The following is a 15,348-nucleotide window of genomic DNA, read 5'->3' on the forward strand; positions in this document are numbered from 1 at the left end:
GATGATTGACAACATCAGCTGGCTGGCGGTGTACCCGGAGATCGTGCTCCTGGTGATGGCCTGCGTGATCGCCCTGGTGGACCTGGGCGTGACGAGCCCCCGTCGCACCGGCACCTACGTGCTCACCATGCTCACCCTGGCCGTGGTGGCCGTGCTGCAGGGCATGTACGCGAGCAGCGGCAACACGTTCTACGGCTTCGGCAACATGGTGGTGAGCGACGCCATGGGCAACTGGCTCAAGTGCTTCGCGACCATCGCGGTGATGGTGACGCTGGTCTATGGCCGGCCCTACGCCGCGGACCGCGGCATGCTGCGCGGCGGCGAGCTGTTCACCCTGTCGATGTTCATGCTGCTGGGCGTGTTCGTCATGGTGTCGGGCAACAACTTCCTGGTGATCTACCTGGGCCTGGAACTGCTCACGCTCTCCAGCTACGCGCTGGTGGCGCTGCGCCGCGACCACACGACCGCCACCGAAGCCGCCATGAAGTACTTCGTGCTCGGCGCGATGGCGAGCGGCTTCCTGCTCTACGGCCTCTCGATGCTGTACGGTGCCACCGGCTCGCTCGACATCGGCCAGGTCTTCAAGGCCGTGAATTCGGGCCAGATCCGCCACCAGGTGCTGGTGTTCGGCCTCGTGTTCGTCGTGGCCGGCCTCGCTTTCAAGATCGGCGCCGTGCCGTTCCACATGTGGATTCCGGACGTATACCAGGGTGCCCCGACGGCAGTGACGGTCATCATCGGCAGCGCGCCCAAGCTGGCCGCCTTCGCGATCATGATCCGCCTGCTGGTGGACGGCCTGCTGCCGCTGGCCATCGACTGGCAGCAGATGCTGGCCGTGCTGGCGGTCGGCTCGCTGCTCGTGGGCAACCTGGCGGCCATCGCGCAGACCAACCTGAAGCGCATGCTGGCGTACTCGACCATCGCCCAGATGGGCTTCGTGCTGCTGGGCCTGCTGTCGGGCGTGATCAACGGCAACGTGGATGCGAACGCGGTCGAGAATGCCTACAGCTCGGCGATGTTCTACATCCTGACCTACGTGCTGACCACGCTGGCGAGCTTCGGCATCATCCTGTTGCTGGCGCGCGAAGGTTTCGAAAGCGAAGAGATCTCCGACCTGGCCGGCCTGAACCAGCGCAGCCCGCTCTATGCCGGCGTGATGGCCATCTGCCTGTTCTCGCTGGCGGGCATCCCGCCGATGGTGGGCTTCTATGCCAAGCTGGCGGTGCTGCAGGCGCTGGTGGCTTCCGGCCAGGCTCCCTACATCGCGCTGGCCGTGTTCGCCGTGGTGATGTCGCTGATCGGCGCGTTCTACTACCTGCGCGTCGTGAAGGTGATGTACTTCGACGCACCGCTGACGGCCACCAGCGTCTCGGCCCCGCTCGACGTGCGCATGGTGCTCACGCTGAACGGTGCGCTCGTGCTGATCCTCGGCCTGGTGCCGGGCGGCCTGATGGCCCTCTGCGCCGACGCCGTGGTGCGCGCTCTGGCCACCTGACCTGAACGAACGGTCCACCGCTTTTCCCGGCCCGCCGTCGCTTCGATGCACGGCGCGCAGGAGGGAAGGGCGGTGATCCCCACGGATTCGCTCCCTTGTCGTCCTCCGCATCCATCTGGCTGGTGATCGTGGTGGCCTTCGTCGCTGCCAACCTGCCGTTCTGCAACCAGCGCTGGCTGGTGGTGGGGCCCCGCGCGGCCGCGGCCAAGCCGCTGGCGGCACGCCTGGGCGAACTGGTGCTGTGCTACTTCCTGGTGGGGGCGCTCGCGCTGCTGCTGGAGCGCCGTGCCGGCCAGATCGCTCCCCAGGGCTGGGAGTTCTATGCGATCACGGCCGCGCTGTTCGCGACGCTGGCGTTCCCGGGTTTCGTCTACCGCTACCTGCTGCGCCGGCGCGGGTGAGCCCGGCCACGCTCCACACCCTCAGCGCCATGGATGCCGCGGAGTCTCCAGAATGAAAGTGCTGGATCTGCACTGCGAGCACGACCATGCCTTCGAAGGCTGGTTCGCTTCCGAAGACGATTTCCAGGACCAGCTCGCGCGCGGGCTGCTGGAGTGCCCGATGTGCGGCAGCCGCGGGGTCCGCAAGGTGCTGAGCGCGCCACGGCTGAATCTGCGCTCCGCCGCGGCCGAGCCGCCGAAGCGGCAAACTGGCATCGCGGGCACCGGCGCTGCGGGTGCCGCGCCTTCTCCTGCGTCGCCGGCATCGCCGTCTCGGGCGATCGCGCCCCACGAACTGCAGGCTGCCTGGCTGCGCATGGCGCGCCAGGTGATGGCGAATACCGAAGACGTCGGCCCGCGCTTCGCCGAGGAAGCGCGCCGCATCCACCACGGCGAGGCCGAGGAGCGACCGATCCGCGGCCAGGCGAGCGTGAAGGACACGGTGCAGCTGCTGGAAGAAGGCATCGCCGTGCTGCCGCTGCCCCTGCCGGCGGCCGCGAAGGAAACGCTGCAGTAGCCTGCCGCGCCGCTGGGGACTGCCCCTCTGCCGCTGCCTCCGGTGTCTGCCTATGCCGCTGGTGGCGGTGCCTCTGGCAGGTGGCCGGATGGCAGGTCATCCGGGCTTCCGACCCCTTGCCTCGTCAGGCCGCGAACTGCAGCGCGGCCAGGCGCGCATAGGCTCCGCCTTGCCGCAGCAGTTCCGCATGCCGGCCCTGTTCGATCACGCGGCCGTGCTCCAGGACGGCGATGCGGTCCGCATTCTGGACGGTGGCCAGCCGGTGGGCGATCACCAGGGTGGTGCGGCGCCGGCCCTGGGGGTGCAGCGCGGCATCGAGGGCAGCCTGCACCATGCGTTCGCTTTCGGCGTCGAGCGCGCTGGTGGCCTCGTCGAGCAGCAGCAGCGGTGCGTCCTTGAGCAGCGCGCGGGCGATCGCGATGCGCTGGCGCTGTCCGCCCGACAGGCGCACGCCGCGCTCGCCCAGGAAAGTGCCGTAGCCCTCGGGCAGGGCAGCGAGGAAGTCGTGGGCGAAGGCGGCGCGCGCGGCGGCTTCCACTTCGGCGTCGGTCGCGTCGGGGCGGCCGTAGCGGATGTTCTCGCGCGCGGAGGCGGAGAAGACGACGGCGTCCTGCGGCACCACGGCGATGCGTGAGCGGAAATCCCCGAGCGCCAGCGTGCGCAGGTCGCGCCCGTCCAGCAGGATGCGTCCGCCGGATGCGCCGCCGTCCACGTCGTAGAACCGCTGCAGCAGCTGGAACACCGTCGTCTTGCCGGCGCCGCTCGCACCCACCAGCGCCACGGTTTCGCCGGGCGCGATGCGCAGGTCGAACCCGTCCAGCGCCGCCTGCGCCGGGCGCGAGGGATAGTGGAAACGCACCTGATCGAAATCCACCCGCAGGCCCTGGCCGGCGGGCACGAACGGCACTGCGTCCGGCGGCGAGGCGATCGCCGCGGGCGCGGCCAGCAGTTCCATCAGCCGCTCGGTGGCGCCGGCCGCGCGCAGCAGGTCGCCGTAGACTTCGCCGAGCACCGCCACGGCGCCGGCGAGCAGCATGACGTAGATTACGGTCTCGCCGAGCTGCCCGGCCGACATGTCGCCCGAGAGCACCGCCTGCGTGCCGCGGTACAGGCCCCAGAGCAGCAGGGCGGCGTTGGTGACGATGACGAACGCCACCAGCGCCGCGCGCGCCCGGCTGCGGCGCACGGCCGCTTCGAAGGCGTTGGCGGTGGCCGCGCGGAAGCGGTCGCTCTCGCGCGCCTCGGCCGTGTGGCTCTGCACCACCGGGACCGCATTCAGCACCTCGCCGGCCAGCGCGCTCGCATCGGCCACGCGATCCTGGCTGTCGCGCGACAGCCGGCGCACGCGGCGCCCGATCCAGGCCGTGGGCGCCACGACGGCGACGATGCCCAGCAGGACCACGGCCATCAGCCGCGGATGGCTCCAGACCAGCATGCCGAGCGCCCCGATGCCCATCACCGCGTTGCGCAGGCCCATGGAGAGGGACGATCCCACGACGGTCTGCACCAGCGTGGTGTCGGTAGTGAGGCGCGAGAGCACCTCGCCCGTCTGCGTGGTCTCGAAGAATGCCGGGCTCTGCTGCAGCACGCGTGCATAGACGGCGTTGCGCAGATCGGCCGTGACGCGTTCGCCGAGCCAGCTGACGAGGTAGAAGCGCGCGGCCGAGAACACCCCGAGCGCCACCGCCACGAGGAACAGCAGGCCGAAGTGCTCGCGCAGCGCCAGCGCCTGGGCGCCGCGGTCGCCGGGCACGAGGCCGCCGTCGATCAGCGCCCGCAGCGCCATGGGGAAGGCGAGCGTCGCGCCGGCCGCGAGCACCAGGAACACGAGCGCGAGGGCGATGCGCCCGGCATAGGGCCGCAGAAAGGGCAGCAGTCCGGCCAGCGCACGGGGCGGAACGCGGGGGGGATTTCCCGGAGGGGGGGCCTCGGGGCGTGCGTCGGCAGGGGCGGAAGACATCGTGCGGCCAGTGTAGGCGGGTCGCCGGAAACCGGTGCCGGACGGGTATTGTCCATCCTGTGAATGCTATTGTTTAAGGAGCATCGGGTGGAGGGCTGGAAACGCTCTGCAGGCGGAAGCGGGGCCTTCGGGCGCGCAGTTGCCGCACGTTGGCGGCACCCCGGCAGGCCTGTCTCCCGGCGGGGTCGGGCAGGTGCGGGGGGTGTTTGCTTAGGCGTTTATACATAGGCATTTGTCCCAGTTCCTGGCGTTCAGGGGGGCGGCATACGATGCGCCGCAAGCCCCTTGACCGCGGCAGCTGCCGACCCTTCCCGGGCGGCGTGCCGAGGGACCACTCCACAGGAAGCGGCAACCTGCCCCATGAGCGACGACGTCATTCTCGAAACCCGCCATCTCACCAAGGAATTCAAGGGCTTCACCGCGGTCAGCGATGTGAACCTGTCGGTGCGCCGCGGTTCCATCCATGCGTTGATCGGCCCCAATGGCGCTGGCAAGACCACCTGCTTCAACCTGCTGACCAAGTTCCTGGAGCCCACGTCCGGCACCATCACCTTCAACGGCGCGGACATCACCCGCGAGGCGCCCGCGCAGATCGCCCGGCGCGGGGTGATCCGCTCCTTCCAGATCTCGGCCGTGTTCCCGCACCTGACGCTCACCGAGAACGTGCGGCTCGGCCTGCAGCGCCGGCTGGGCACGTCGTTCCATTTCTGGAAAAGCGAGCGCAGCCTGGCGCACCTCGACAGCCGGGCGCGCGAACTGCTCGCGGAAGTGGGCCTCGCCGACCTGGCCGACGAGGTCACCGTCAACCTGCCCTACGGCCGCAAGCGCGCGCTGGAGATCGCCACGACGCTCGCGATGGAGCCCGAACTGATGCTGCTCGACGAGCCCACGCAGGGCATGGGCCACGAGGATGTGGACCGCGTCACGCAGCTCATCAAGAAGGTGTCGGCCGGCCGCACGATCCTCATGGTCGAGCACAACATGAAAGTCATCTCCACCATCGCGGACCGCATCACGGTGCTGCAGCGCGGGGCCGTTCTGGCCGAGGGGCCGTACGAGGAGGTCTCGCGCAACCCGCAGGTCATGGAGGCCTACATGGGCACGACCGACGGCCAGCTTCAGGGAGCCCACTGATGGCCGCCCCCGCTCTCGAAATCCGCGGCCTGGAGGCCTGGTACGGCGAATCGCACGTGTTGCACGGCGTGGACATGGTCGTGCAGCCCGGCGAGGTGGTCACGCTGCTGGGCCGCAACGGCGCGGGCCGCACCTCCACGCTGCGTGCGGTGATGGGCCTGACGGGCGCGCGCAAGGGATCGGTGAAGATCAACGGACAGGAAACCATCCAGATGCCCACGCACCGCATCGCGCACCTGGGCGTGGGCTACTGCCCCGAGGAGCGCGGCATCTTCTCCAGCCTGTCCTGCGAGGAGAACCTGCTGCTGCCGCCCGTGCTCAAGACCGGCCGCGCCGGCATGCCGCTGGACGAGATCTATGCGATGTTCCCCAACCTCGCGGAGCGCCGCCACAGCCAGGGCACGCGCCTGTCGGGCGGGGAGCAGCAGATGCTGGCCGTGGCGCGCATCCTGCGCACGGGTGCCCAGTTGCTGCTGCTCGACGAGATCTCGGAAGGGCTCGCGCCCGTGATCGTGCAGGCCCTGGCACGCATGATCACCACGCTGCGCCAGAAGGGCTACACGGTGGTGATGGTGGAGCAGAACTTCCGCTTCGCCGCGCCGCTCGCCGACCGCTTCTACGTGATGGAGCACGGCAGCATCGCCCTGCAGTTCGGCGCCGACGAGCTGGAGCAGCGCATGCCCGTGCTGAACGAATTGCTGGGCGTGTGAGCCGCCGGCCCTGCCTGCTCCGCGCCGAACCCGACCCGAACGACCACCCAGCCTCAGGAGACGACGACATGAAGAAACACCCACGCACCACCGCGACCTTCAGAACCCTCGCCGTGGCGCTCGGCCTCGCGGGCCTGTGCGCCGCCCCGGCCGTGCAGGCGCAGGACGGCAAGGTGAAGATCGGCTTCATTACCGACATGTCGAGCCTGTATGCGGACGTGGAGGGCAAGAACGGCGCGGTGGCGATCCAGATGGCGATCGACGACTTCGGCGGCAAGGTGCTGGGCATGCCGATCGAGCTGATCTCCGCCGACCACCAGAACAAGGCCGACATCGCGGCCAGCAAGGCGCGCGAGTGGATCGACACGCAGGGCCTGACGATGCTCTTCGGCGGCACCAACTCGGGCACGGCGCTGGCCATGGCCAAGGTGGCGCAGGAGAAGAAGCGCGTCTTCATCGTGAACGGGGCGGGCACATCGGCGCTGACCAACGAGCAGTGCAGCCCCTACACCGTGCAGTACGCCTACGACACCGTGGCGCTGGCCAAGGGCACGGGCGGCGCCGTGGTGCAGCAGGGCGGCAAGGACTGGTTCTTCCTGACGGCCGACTATGCCTTCGGCGCCGCGCTGGAGGCCGACACGGCCAAGGTGGTGAAGGAAAAGGGCGGCCGCGTGCTGGGCAGCGTGAAGCATCCGCTCAATGCGTCGGACTTCTCCTCGTTCCTGCTGCAGGCGCAGAACTCCAAGGCGCAGATCCTGGGCCTGGCGAATGCGGGCGGCGACACCATCAACGCGATCAAGGCAGCGCGTGAATTCGGCATCAACAAGAGCATGAAGATGGCGGGCCTGCTGGTGTTCCTCACCGACATCCACAGCCTGGGCCTGAAGAACACGGAAGGCCTGTTGCTCACCACCAGCTGGGACTGGAACCTCGACGACAAGACGCGCGCCTTCGGCCGCAAGTTCTTCGCCAAGACCAAGCGCATGCCCACCGACATCCAGGCGGCCGACTACTCGGCCACGATGAACTACCTGAAGGCCGTGCAGGCGGCCAACAGCACCGATGCCGACAAGGTGATGGAAAAGCTCAAGTCCACGCCCATCGACGATTTCTACGCCAAGGGCAGCATCCGCCCGGACGGCCGCTTCGCGCACGACATGTACCTGATGCAGGTGAAGTCGCCCGCCGAATCCAAGGAGCCGTGGGACTACTACAAGGTGGTCGCCAAGCTCCCCGCCGACCAGGTGTGGACCACCAAGGCCGAGAGCAAGTGCGCGCTCTGGAAGTGACGCGCCGCGCCTGACAGCCGCTTTCCCGCGATGGACGAACGACAACAGAAGGAGACAAGGACCATGGCATACGGAATCACGCAACTGGCACTGGCGCTCGGCGCCGCAGGGCTCTTGGCGGCCTCGGCCGCGCACGCGCAGCAGGACGCGCCGGTGAAGATCGGCTTCATCACCGACATGTCGAGCCTGTATGCCGACGTGGAGGGGAAGAACGGCGCCGTGGCGATCCAGATGGCGATCGACGATTTCGGCGGCAAGGTGCTCGGCCGTCCGATCGAACTGCTCACGGCGGACCACCAGAACAAGGCGGACATCGCGGCCAGCAAGGCACGCGAATGGATCGACACGCAGGGCCTGACCATGGTCTTCGGCGGCACCAACTCGGGCACGGCGCTGGCCATGGCCAAGGTGGCGCAGGAGAAGAAGCGCGTCTTCATCAACAACGGCGCGGCCACCTCGGCGCTGACCAACGAGCAGTGCAGCCCCTACACCGTCCATTACGCCTACGACACCGTGGCCCTGGCCAAGGGCACGGGCGCGGCCATCGTGGACGCGGGCGGCAAGAGCTGGTTCTTCCTCACGGCCGATTACGCGTTCGGCCATGCGCTGGAGGCCGACACCTCCCGCGTGGTGAAGGAAAAGGGCGGCACCGTGGTCGGCTCCGTACGGCACCCGCTCAATGCGTCGGACTTCTCGTCCTTCCTGCTGCAGGCGCAGAACTCCAAGGCGCAGATCCTGGGCCTGGCGAACGCGGGCGGCGACACCATCAACTCGATCAAGGCCGCCAAGGAGTTCGGCATCGGCAAGAACATGAAGCTCGCCGGCCTGCTGATCTTCTTCAGCGACATCCACAGCCTGGGCCTGAAGACCACGGAGGGCCTGCAGTTCACCACCAGCTGGTACTGGGACCTGAACGACGAGACCCGCAAGTTCGCCGACCGCTTCATGGAAAAGACCAAGCGCCGTCCGACCGAGATCCAGGCGGCCGACTACTCGGCCACCATGAACTACCTCAAGGCCGTGGAAGCCGCCAAGAGCATCGAGGCCGACCAGGTGATGGAGGCCTGGCGCGGCATGAAGATGGACGACTTCTTCAACAGCGGCACGCTGCGCCCGGATGGCCGCTACGTGCACGACATGTACCTCATGCAGGTGAAGACGCCCGCGGAATCCAAGGGCACCTGGGACTACTACAAGCTCGTGAAGAAGCTGCCGGGCGACCAGGTCTTCGCCACCAAGGCCGAAAGCAAGTGCGCGCTCTGGAAGTGATCCGCATTGCCTGAGCGCCATCTATAAGCATCCCCCTAGCCGCCTCCCATGGAAATCTTCGGTGTCTCCCTGCCGGCCCTGCTGAGCCAGCTCCTGCTGGGGCTGGTCAACGGCTCGTTCTACGCCATCCTCAGCCTGGGGCTGGCGGTGATCTTCGGCCTGCTGAACGTCATCAACTTCGCGCATGGCGCGCTGTTCATGCTGGGGGCGCTGCTCACCTGGATGGCGGGTTCGTATTTCGGCATCAACTACTGGGTGATGCTGATCGCGGCGCCGCTCGTCGTCGGCCTCTTCGGCGTGGCGATCGAGCGGCTGCTGCTGCGCTGGATCTACAAGCTCGACCACCTCTACGGCCTGCTGCTCACGCTGGGGCTCACGCTGTTGATCGAAGGCGTGTTCCGCTCCATCTACGGTGTATCGGGCCTGGGGTACGACACGCCCGAGCTGCTGGAAGGCGCCACCAATCTGGGCTTCATGATCCTGCCCAACTACCGCGCGTGGGTGGTGGTGGCGTCCATCGTGGTCTGTGTCGGCACGTGGTATGTCATCGAGAAGACCAAGCTCGGCGCCTACCTGCGCGCCGGCACCGAGAACCCGCGCCTGGTGGAGGCCTTCGGCATCAACGTGCCGGTGATGATCACGCTCACCTACGCCTTCGGTGCGGCGCTGGCCGCCTTCGCGGGCGTGCTGGCCGCGCCGGTGTACCAGGTCACGCCGCTCATGGGCCAGAACCTCATCATCGTGGTGTTCGCGGTGGTGGTGATCGGCGGCATGGGCTCGATCATGGGTTCCATCCTCACGGGGCTGGGCCTGGGCGTCGTCGAAGGCTTCACCAAGGTGTTCTATCCCGAGGCATCGTCCACCGTGGTGTTCGTCATCATGGTGGTGGTGCTGCTCATCCGCCCCGCCGGCCTGTTCGGCAAGGAAAAGTGACCAGGACGGGGCCGCGCACATGCACCACAAGAATCTCGCCACCTTCGGCTACGGCCTGCTGCTGCTGGGCCTGATCGCCGCGCCGTTCCTCGGCGCCTATCCCGTCTTCGTGATGAAGCTGCTGTGCTTCGCACTGTTCGCTTCCGCCTTCAACCTGCTGCTGGGCTACACGGGACTGCTGTCCTTCGGCCATGCGGCCTTCCTGGGCGGCGCGGCCTACGTCACCGGCCACGCGATCAAGGTCTGGGGCCTCACGCCCGAGATCGGGCTGCTGCTGGGCACGGCCGGCGGGGCGCTGCTGGGCCTGCTGTTCGGCTGGCTGGCCATTCGCCGCCAGGGCATCTATTTCTCGATGATCACGCTGGCGCTCGCGCAGATGCTGTTCTTCGCCTGCCTGCAGGCACCGTTCACGGGCGGCGAGGACGGCCTGCAGGGCGTGCCGCGCGGCAAGCTGTTCGGCGTGCTCGACCTGTCCAGCGACGTGACGATGTACTACGTGGCACTGGCCGTGGTGGTGGCCGCCTTCCTGCTGATCGTGCGCACCATCCATTCGCCCTTCGGCCAGGTGCTCAAGGGCATCAAGGAGAACGAGCCGCGCGCCATCTCGCTGGGCTACGACACGCAGCGCTTCAAGCTGCTGGCCTTCGTGATCTCCGCCGCCATCGCGGGGCTGGCCGGCTCGCTCAAGACGCTGGTGCTGGGTTTCGCCACGCTGTCGGACGTGCACTGGACGGCCTCGGGCCAGGTGATCCTGATGACGCTCGTGGGCGGCCTGGGCACGCTGTCCGGCCCGCTGGTCGGCTCCGCCGTGGTGGTGCTGCTGGAGAACAAGATCGGCGAATTCGGCAACCTGCTCGCGTCCCTCACGGGCGTGGACTGGTTCCGCACGCTGGGCGAATCGGTGACCATCGTCACCGGCCTGATCTTCGTGGTCTGCGTGCTGGCATTCCGCCGCGGGATCATGGGCGAGATCATCGCAAGAATTAGGAAAACCCCCTGAGTCGCCTTCGGCGCCTTCTCCCAAGGGGGACGCCGCCGGTGGCCCGGCAAAGCCGGTTCCACGGCGTCTGCTGGCGTGGCCTGCTCCGCGGCCATCCGATAGGTGCGGCTCTGATTATTCAGAGTCCGTGAACATGGCTTGCATCTGATGGCCCGAGAGGTCCGGGTTTTTCACCAGCCGCATCACAGGCGCAGCGCGCCCGCGTAGCCGGTGAGTTCCAGGTAGCCGCGGCCCACCTCGCTGCCGGAAGCGTCGCGCAGCACGCTCAGGCCCTCCCAGTAGATCGCGCCGGTGGAGCCGCGGCTGTCCAGTTCCTGGTCGTCGGCCATGGCATCGACCTCGAAGCGGCCGGCGGGCGTGTCGATGCGCCAGGCCACGGGATAGCGCGTGCCGGTGCGCGGACTGGTCCAGTGCCGCAGGGGCGTGAAGGCCATGGCCTCCGCCTGCTCGAAGACCTGCAGCGGGGCGTTCGCACCTGCGCGGAACGAGCCGCTGGCCCAGAGCGCGCTGCCGTCCCGGCGGCGCAGCCGGAAGGCGGTGAGGGCGCCGCCGTTCGCCAGGTTCATGCCGATCCAGTCCCAGCCCACGGCCTCGGGGTGCATCAGGGCCTCGCTCCATTCGTGGTCCAGCCAGGCGCGTGCCGTGCGGGGGGCGGCGCTGCCGTCCGCGCCGATCGCAAGGCGCCTGCCCGGCAGCGCGATCGTGCCGCGCACCGCCAGCTGGGGCTGGCTGTAGTAGTAGCTCGCCTGCTCCGGCTGCGGCCCCTTGCGCGACAGGCCCTGGCGGCCCTGCAAGATCAGGGGCTGGGTGCTGTCGAACTCCAGTTCCAGGGTGAAGCGTTCCGCCGGAATGCGGGCCGCGTACCGGCTGCCACCGTCCGCCGTGCCGCTGCGGGCCAGCGACCAGTCCCCGATCCGGATGGACGTGTCGGATTCCTGCGCCTGCGCCACGCCGAAGCCCGCGCGCGCGATGCGCTGGTCGTGCAGCAACCGGCCGCTGCGCACGTCGGTGAGCGCGGCATGCGCGAACAGCAACTGGTGGGCCGCGAAGGCGGAGCGCAGCGTGCGGGTCTCGTCCACCCGGGAGCGGAAGAAGGTGATCTGGAAGCCCCAGTCCTGGCCGTCCGCATGGGCGTGCCCGGTGATGTACCACCACTCGGTGCGCAGGTCCGGGTGGCTGCCGTGGTCGCGCGGAAACGCCAGAGTACGCGCGGGCAGCGCGTGTGCCGGCCAGGGCATCCACGCGCTGGCGGACGCGGCGCCGACCGCTGCGGCGAGGCAGGCGCGGCGCGTGGGGCGACCCGGCATGGTCAGGCGTCCATGCTGGCCTGGATGCCGGCGCGCGCGGCCGCGCAGTCGCCGATGGTGCCGGCCACCCAGGCCTCGTCGAAGTAGGTGGGCAGGTAGCGTTCGCCCGAGTCGCACAGCAGCGACAGCAGCGAGCCCCGTTCGCCGCGCTTGCGCATGCCGCTGGCCAGGCGCAGCATGGCCGCGAAGTTGGTGCCCGTGGAGGGGCCGACGCGCCGTCCGAGCAATTGCGAGAGCACCTGCATCGCCGCGACCGAATCGGTATCCGCCACTTCCTCCATGTGGTCCACGAGCGTGCGGATGAAACTCGGCTCCACGCGCGGGCGGCCGATGCCCTCGATGCGCGAGCCTGCCGCCGTGAGCGTGCCGTCACCCGAGCGCCAGTAGGCGCTGAACACCGAGCCGGCCGGATCGGCCACGCAGACCTGCGTCGCGTACTGCTGGTAGCGGATGTAGCGGCCGATGGTGGCGCTCGTGCCCCCCGTGCCGGCACCGACCACGATCCAGCGCGGCACGGGGTGGCGCTCGCGCTGCATCTGCACGAACATGCTCTCGGCGATGTTGTTGTTGTTGCCGCGCCAGTCCGTGGCCCGTTCGGCATAGGTGAACTGGTCCATGTAGTGCCCCCCGGTGTCGGCCGCGATCGCCCGTGCCGCGTCGTACACCTCGGCGGGGCTGTCCACGAAGTGGCAGCGGCCGCCGTGGAACTCGATCTGCGCCACCTTTTCCACCGAAGTGCGGCGCGGCATCACCGCCACGAAAGGCAGGCCCAGCAGCCGCGCGAAATACGCCTCGCTCACCGCCGTGGAGCCGCTGGAGGATTCGACGATGGTCGAGCCTTCGTGCACCCAGCCGTTGCACAGCGCGTAGAGGAACAGCGAACGCGCGAGCCGGTGCTTCAGGCTGCCCGTGGGGTGGGTGGACTCGTCCTTCAGGTAGAGGTCGATGCCGTGGGCCGCATAGGCCGGCAGATTGAGCGGAATGAGGTGCGTGTCGGCGCTGCGGTGGTAGTCGGCCTCGATGCGGGCAATGGCCTGGTGCAGCCAGCCGCCGGGCGCGACGCCGGAGGAGGGAAGAGCGGTCATGCGGGAAGTATCGCAGGCGCGGGTGCCGCGGAGCGTGCCGCAGCGCATCCTGCTCTACAGCCCGAAGAAGGGCTGGTTGGCCTCGATGCGCGCGGCCTCGGAATGCGGGAAATGCCGCTCGCGCAGCAGCTTCTGCAGCGCCTCGCGGCCCTGTTCGAAGGCCTGTACGTAAAACGCGCTCACGGCGAGTTCGTCGAGCGAGCGCCATGCATAGACGCCGGCATCCACGAACAGGATGTCGGCCGGCCGCGGCATGCGCGCCGCCTGCTGGGCGTAGAGGTGGGCCAGCGCGAACTCCGACCGCAGCCGGTGGTAGCGGGCCAGTTCGCACAGGGGCTCCGCGCGCGCGGGCCGCTGCGCGTAGGCCGCGAGATAGGCGTCGCGCACCTCGTGCGGCGGGGCTTCCAGGCGTTCGGTGAGCACGGCGACCTGGAAGGCCGCGAACCAGCATTCCTCGTCCCAGCCGCCCATCGCCGCGCGCCGGCGGTAGGCGTCCCGCGACGCCTGCAGCCGGCCCGCGTCCCGCAGGCTCTGGGCCAGGTAGAACGCATAGCGCGTGTTGCCGGGCTCGTCCCGCAGCGCCTGTTCGAGCACGGCGATGTCGCGCAGGTAGGTCTGCGGATCGCGGGCACGGGCGCCGTCGTGGGATACATCGATCACCGGGCCGGGCAGCGGCTGCCAGGGTGCGTGCGCGGGCGCGGCCAGGAACTCGTGCAGCACGCCTTCCCAGCGCCAGGGCACGCGCGCGGCGACCATGGCATTGCGCAGGTACTCGCAGTCGCCCATGCGGCAGGTGAACATGTACCCGTCCGCGGACAGCGTGGGCCAGGTGAATCCCCCGGGCACGCGCAACTGCTCGTCCGCATCGATGAAGAGCACGTAGTCCGCCTGCGGCCTGGCGAGCTCCAGCGCCTCGTTGCGGTTGTGAGCGAAATCCTTCCAGGGCCGCTCGTGCAGGTTGCCGGGCACGCCCTGCAGGAAATCGCGGACGATGTCCTGCGTGCCGTCCGTGGAGCCCGTGTCCACGATCACCCAGTGGTCGATGAAGGGCCGCACGGAAGCGAGGCACCGGGTGATCACCGGTGCCTCGTTCTTCACGATCATGTTGAGGCAGATGCGGGGGCGGTTCACGACATCCGGGGGCGGTTGGGCATTTTCCCGCCTGCGCGAAAGCAGCGCGCTGTTTCGCGCCACCGTTGCATTATTGGCAGTACGCCTCCGCCGTGATGCTCACTGCGGATGAGCAGGAGTACGAACATTTCCATTGGTTGTTCGCGCTCTTGTAGGTTTGGGTCAGCAGGTTCACCAGAGGGTCGGCGGTGCGGCACCCTCCCGAGACCGCGTTGCCCACGCTGCAGGTGGCCGTTACTTCCTTGAGTCCGCTGCTGCCGCAGGTATCGTTCACCGAAGCCGTGCTCAGTGCTCCCACGCTTCCCGTCGGGCCCGTGGCCCCGGTCGCGCCGGGATCGCCTGTCGCGCCTGTAGGGCCGGTGGCACCGGTGGGACCTGTCGCTCCAGTGTTGCCCTGGACACCCTGGACGCCCTGGATGCCTTGCGGACCCTGCGTGCCCTGGGGCCCCGTCACACCCGTGGCGCCGGTCGGGCCGGTCACCCCGGTGGCTCCCTCCGCACCCGTGGCGCCCGTCGGGCCGGTCGGTCCCGTGGCTCCGGTAGCACCCGTGGCGCCTGTCGGGCCCGTAGCGCCGGTGGCGCCGGTTCCGGAAGGGCCGGTGGCACCGGTCACCCCGGTGGCGCCCGTCGGGCCGGCCGCGCCGGTGGCGCCGGTCACACCTGTGGCGCCGGCAGGGCCGGTCGCCCCGGTGGGACCCATGGGACCCGTGGCTCCCGTCGCGCCGCCGCCCACGCCGGGAGCGCACTTGGTGAGCTGCCCCGTGCCCGCGTCATAGCAGGTCAGGTTGTTGCTCGTGCCGGTCGAGGACAGGCCGGGAATGTAGACCTCTCCCGTGCCCTGCACGCGCAGCCGCTCCTGGCTGCCGCCCTTGACGACGAAGCCGCCGCCGGCAGGGGGCGTGACGGTCACGTCCGCGGCGAGCGCGCCTGCGGCATGCAGGGCGATGACGGAGCACAGCGTGGTGGCGGCCCAATGACGGCCCGGGCGTTTTTTCGGCATGGTGGAACCCTCTCTCTACTGGATCTTTGGATGTCTTGGATGCGCACGCGGCGCTCCCGACAGGTACCGTGCCCGGGC

At 68.9% G+C, this 15,348-nt stretch carries 14 protein-coding genes; 9 read left to right on the forward strand and 5 right to left on the reverse strand.

The window, feature by feature from the left end; genetic code table 11:
- The first annotated feature begins 1 nt into the window (after position 1).
- From nuoN to ACGHC0_RS06595, 3 genes are all read left to right on the forward strand, one after another.
- A complete protein-coding gene (gene nuoN / locus ACGHC0_RS06585) occupies positions 2–1,495 on the forward strand; it encodes an NADH-quinone oxidoreductase subunit NuoN (RefSeq protein ID WP_415267728.1) in 1,494 nt (497 codons plus the stop codon).
- A gap of 95 nt (positions 1,496–1,590) precedes the next feature.
- Complete coding sequence (locus ACGHC0_RS06590) at positions 1,591–1,896, forward strand: DUF2818 family protein (RefSeq protein ID WP_415267729.1); 306 nt, start codon at positions 1,591–1,593, stop codon at positions 1,894–1,896.
- Positions 1,897–1,948: 52 nt separating this feature from the next.
- Positions 1,949–2,452: a DUF1178 family protein gene (locus tag ACGHC0_RS06595; protein ID WP_415267730.1), complete on the forward strand. Its 504-nt coding sequence runs from the start codon at positions 1,949–1,951 to the stop codon at positions 2,450–2,452.
- A gap of 124 nt (positions 2,453–2,576) precedes the next feature.
- Here the strand turns inward: ACGHC0_RS06595 and ACGHC0_RS06600 are convergent, their stop codons facing one another.
- A complete protein-coding gene (locus ACGHC0_RS06600; protein ID WP_415267731.1) occupies positions 2,577–4,412 on the reverse strand; it encodes an ABC transporter transmembrane domain-containing protein in 1,836 nt (611 codons plus the stop codon).
- 360 nt (positions 4,413–4,772) lie between these two features.
- On the opposite strand from ACGHC0_RS06600, the gene ACGHC0_RS06605 reads away from it, so the two are divergent.
- The 6 genes from ACGHC0_RS06605 to ACGHC0_RS06630 all read left to right on the forward strand — a co-directional run bounded on the left by ACGHC0_RS06605 (position 4,773) and on the right by ACGHC0_RS06630 (position 10,747).
- Entirely contained in the window at positions 4,773–5,546 is a 774-nt protein-coding gene (locus ACGHC0_RS06605; protein ID WP_013593748.1) for an ABC transporter ATP-binding protein, read from the forward strand.
- Positions 5,546–6,256 carry an ABC transporter ATP-binding protein gene (locus ACGHC0_RS06610; RefSeq protein ID WP_368354515.1) on the forward strand — a complete coding sequence of 237 codons (711 nt, stop codon included), beginning with the start codon at positions 5,546–5,548 and terminating at the stop codon, positions 6,254–6,256. The genes ACGHC0_RS06605 and ACGHC0_RS06610 overlap by 1 nt, the downstream gene beginning before the upstream one ends.
- 68 nt (positions 6,257–6,324) lie before the next feature.
- Positions 6,325–7,545 (forward strand): ABC transporter substrate-binding protein, encoded by a 1,221-nt coding sequence (locus tag ACGHC0_RS06615; RefSeq protein WP_415267732.1) that lies wholly within the window; start codon positions 6,325–6,327, stop codon positions 7,543–7,545.
- Positions 7,546–7,608: 63 nt separating this feature from the next.
- Complete coding sequence (locus ACGHC0_RS06620) at positions 7,609–8,814, forward strand: ABC transporter substrate-binding protein (protein WP_415267733.1); 1,206 nt, start codon at positions 7,609–7,611, stop codon at positions 8,812–8,814.
- 48 nt (positions 8,815–8,862) lie between these two features.
- Entirely contained in the window at positions 8,863–9,747 is an 885-nt protein-coding gene (locus tag ACGHC0_RS06625; RefSeq protein WP_368354518.1) for a branched-chain amino acid ABC transporter permease, read from the forward strand.
- 19 nt (positions 9,748–9,766) lie between these two features.
- Positions 9,767–10,747: a branched-chain amino acid ABC transporter permease gene (locus ACGHC0_RS06630; protein ID WP_368354519.1), complete on the forward strand. Its 981-nt coding sequence runs from the start codon at positions 9,767–9,769 to the stop codon at positions 10,745–10,747.
- Positions 10,748–10,929: 182 nt separating this feature from the next.
- Here the strand turns inward: ACGHC0_RS06630 and ACGHC0_RS06635 are convergent, their stop codons facing one another.
- From ACGHC0_RS06635 to ACGHC0_RS06650, 4 genes are all read right to left on the reverse strand, one after another.
- The gene (locus ACGHC0_RS06635; protein WP_415267734.1) at positions 10,930–12,054 is read right to left on the reverse strand and encodes a lipocalin-like domain-containing protein; all 1,125 of its coding nucleotides are present in this window, start codon (positions 12,052–12,054) and stop codon (positions 10,930–10,932) included.
- 2 nt (positions 12,055–12,056) lie between these two features.
- On the reverse strand, positions 12,057–13,139 hold the full coding sequence (locus ACGHC0_RS06640) for a PLP-dependent cysteine synthase family protein (protein WP_415267735.1): 1,083 nt from the start codon (positions 13,137–13,139) through the stop codon (positions 12,057–12,059).
- Between the two features lie 54 nt (positions 13,140–13,193).
- Positions 13,194–14,243: a glycosyltransferase gene (locus ACGHC0_RS06645; RefSeq protein WP_415268388.1), complete on the reverse strand. Its 1,050-nt coding sequence runs from the start codon at positions 14,241–14,243 to the stop codon at positions 13,194–13,196.
- Between the two features lie 97 nt (positions 14,244–14,340).
- Entirely contained in the window at positions 14,341–15,270 is a 930-nt protein-coding gene (locus tag ACGHC0_RS06650) for a collagen-like protein (RefSeq protein WP_415267736.1), read from the reverse strand.
- Positions 15,271–15,348 lie beyond the last annotated feature (78 nt).

The sequence above is a fragment of the Acidovorax sacchari genome (assembly GCF_042847045.1).
Lineage (GTDB): Bacteria > Pseudomonadota > Gammaproteobacteria > Burkholderiales > Burkholderiaceae_C > Paracidovorax > Paracidovorax sacchari.

Coding starts and splice junctions, on each gene's coding strand:
- nuoN (WP_415267728.1), top strand. CDS start 2: ATGATTGACAACATCAGCTGGCTGGCGGTGTACCCGGAGATCGTGCTC.
- ACGHC0_RS06595 (WP_415267730.1), top strand. CDS start 1,949: ATGAAAGTGCTGGATCTGCACTGCGAGCACGACCATGCCTTCGAAGGC.
- ACGHC0_RS06600 (WP_415267731.1), bottom strand. CDS start 4,412: ATGTCTTCCGCCCCTGCCGACGCACGCCCCGAGGCCCCCCCTCCGGGA.
- ACGHC0_RS06605 (WP_013593748.1), top strand. CDS start 4,773: ATGAGCGACGACGTCATTCTCGAAACCCGCCATCTCACCAAGGAATTC.
- ACGHC0_RS06610 (WP_368354515.1), top strand. CDS start 5,546: ATGGCCGCCCCCGCTCTCGAAATCCGCGGCCTGGAGGCCTGGTACGGC.
- ACGHC0_RS06615 (WP_415267732.1), top strand. CDS start 6,325: ATGAAGAAACACCCACGCACCACCGCGACCTTCAGAACCCTCGCCGTG.
- ACGHC0_RS06620 (WP_415267733.1), top strand. CDS start 7,609: ATGGCATACGGAATCACGCAACTGGCACTGGCGCTCGGCGCCGCAGGG.
- ACGHC0_RS06625 (WP_368354518.1), top strand. CDS start 8,863: ATGGAAATCTTCGGTGTCTCCCTGCCGGCCCTGCTGAGCCAGCTCCTG.
- ACGHC0_RS06630 (WP_368354519.1), top strand. CDS start 9,767: ATGCACCACAAGAATCTCGCCACCTTCGGCTACGGCCTGCTGCTGCTG.
- ACGHC0_RS06635 (WP_415267734.1), bottom strand. CDS start 12,054: ATGCCGGGTCGCCCCACGCGCCGCGCCTGCCTCGCCGCAGCGGTCGGC.
- ACGHC0_RS06640 (WP_415267735.1), bottom strand. CDS start 13,139: ATGACCGCTCTTCCCTCCTCCGGCGTCGCGCCCGGCGGCTGGCTGCAC.
- ACGHC0_RS06645 (WP_415268388.1), bottom strand. CDS start 14,243: ATGATCGTGAAGAACGAGGCACCGGTGATCACCCGGTGCCTCGCTTCC.
- ACGHC0_RS06650 (WP_415267736.1), bottom strand. CDS start 15,270: ATGCCGAAAAAACGCCCGGGCCGTCATTGGGCCGCCACCACGCTGTGC.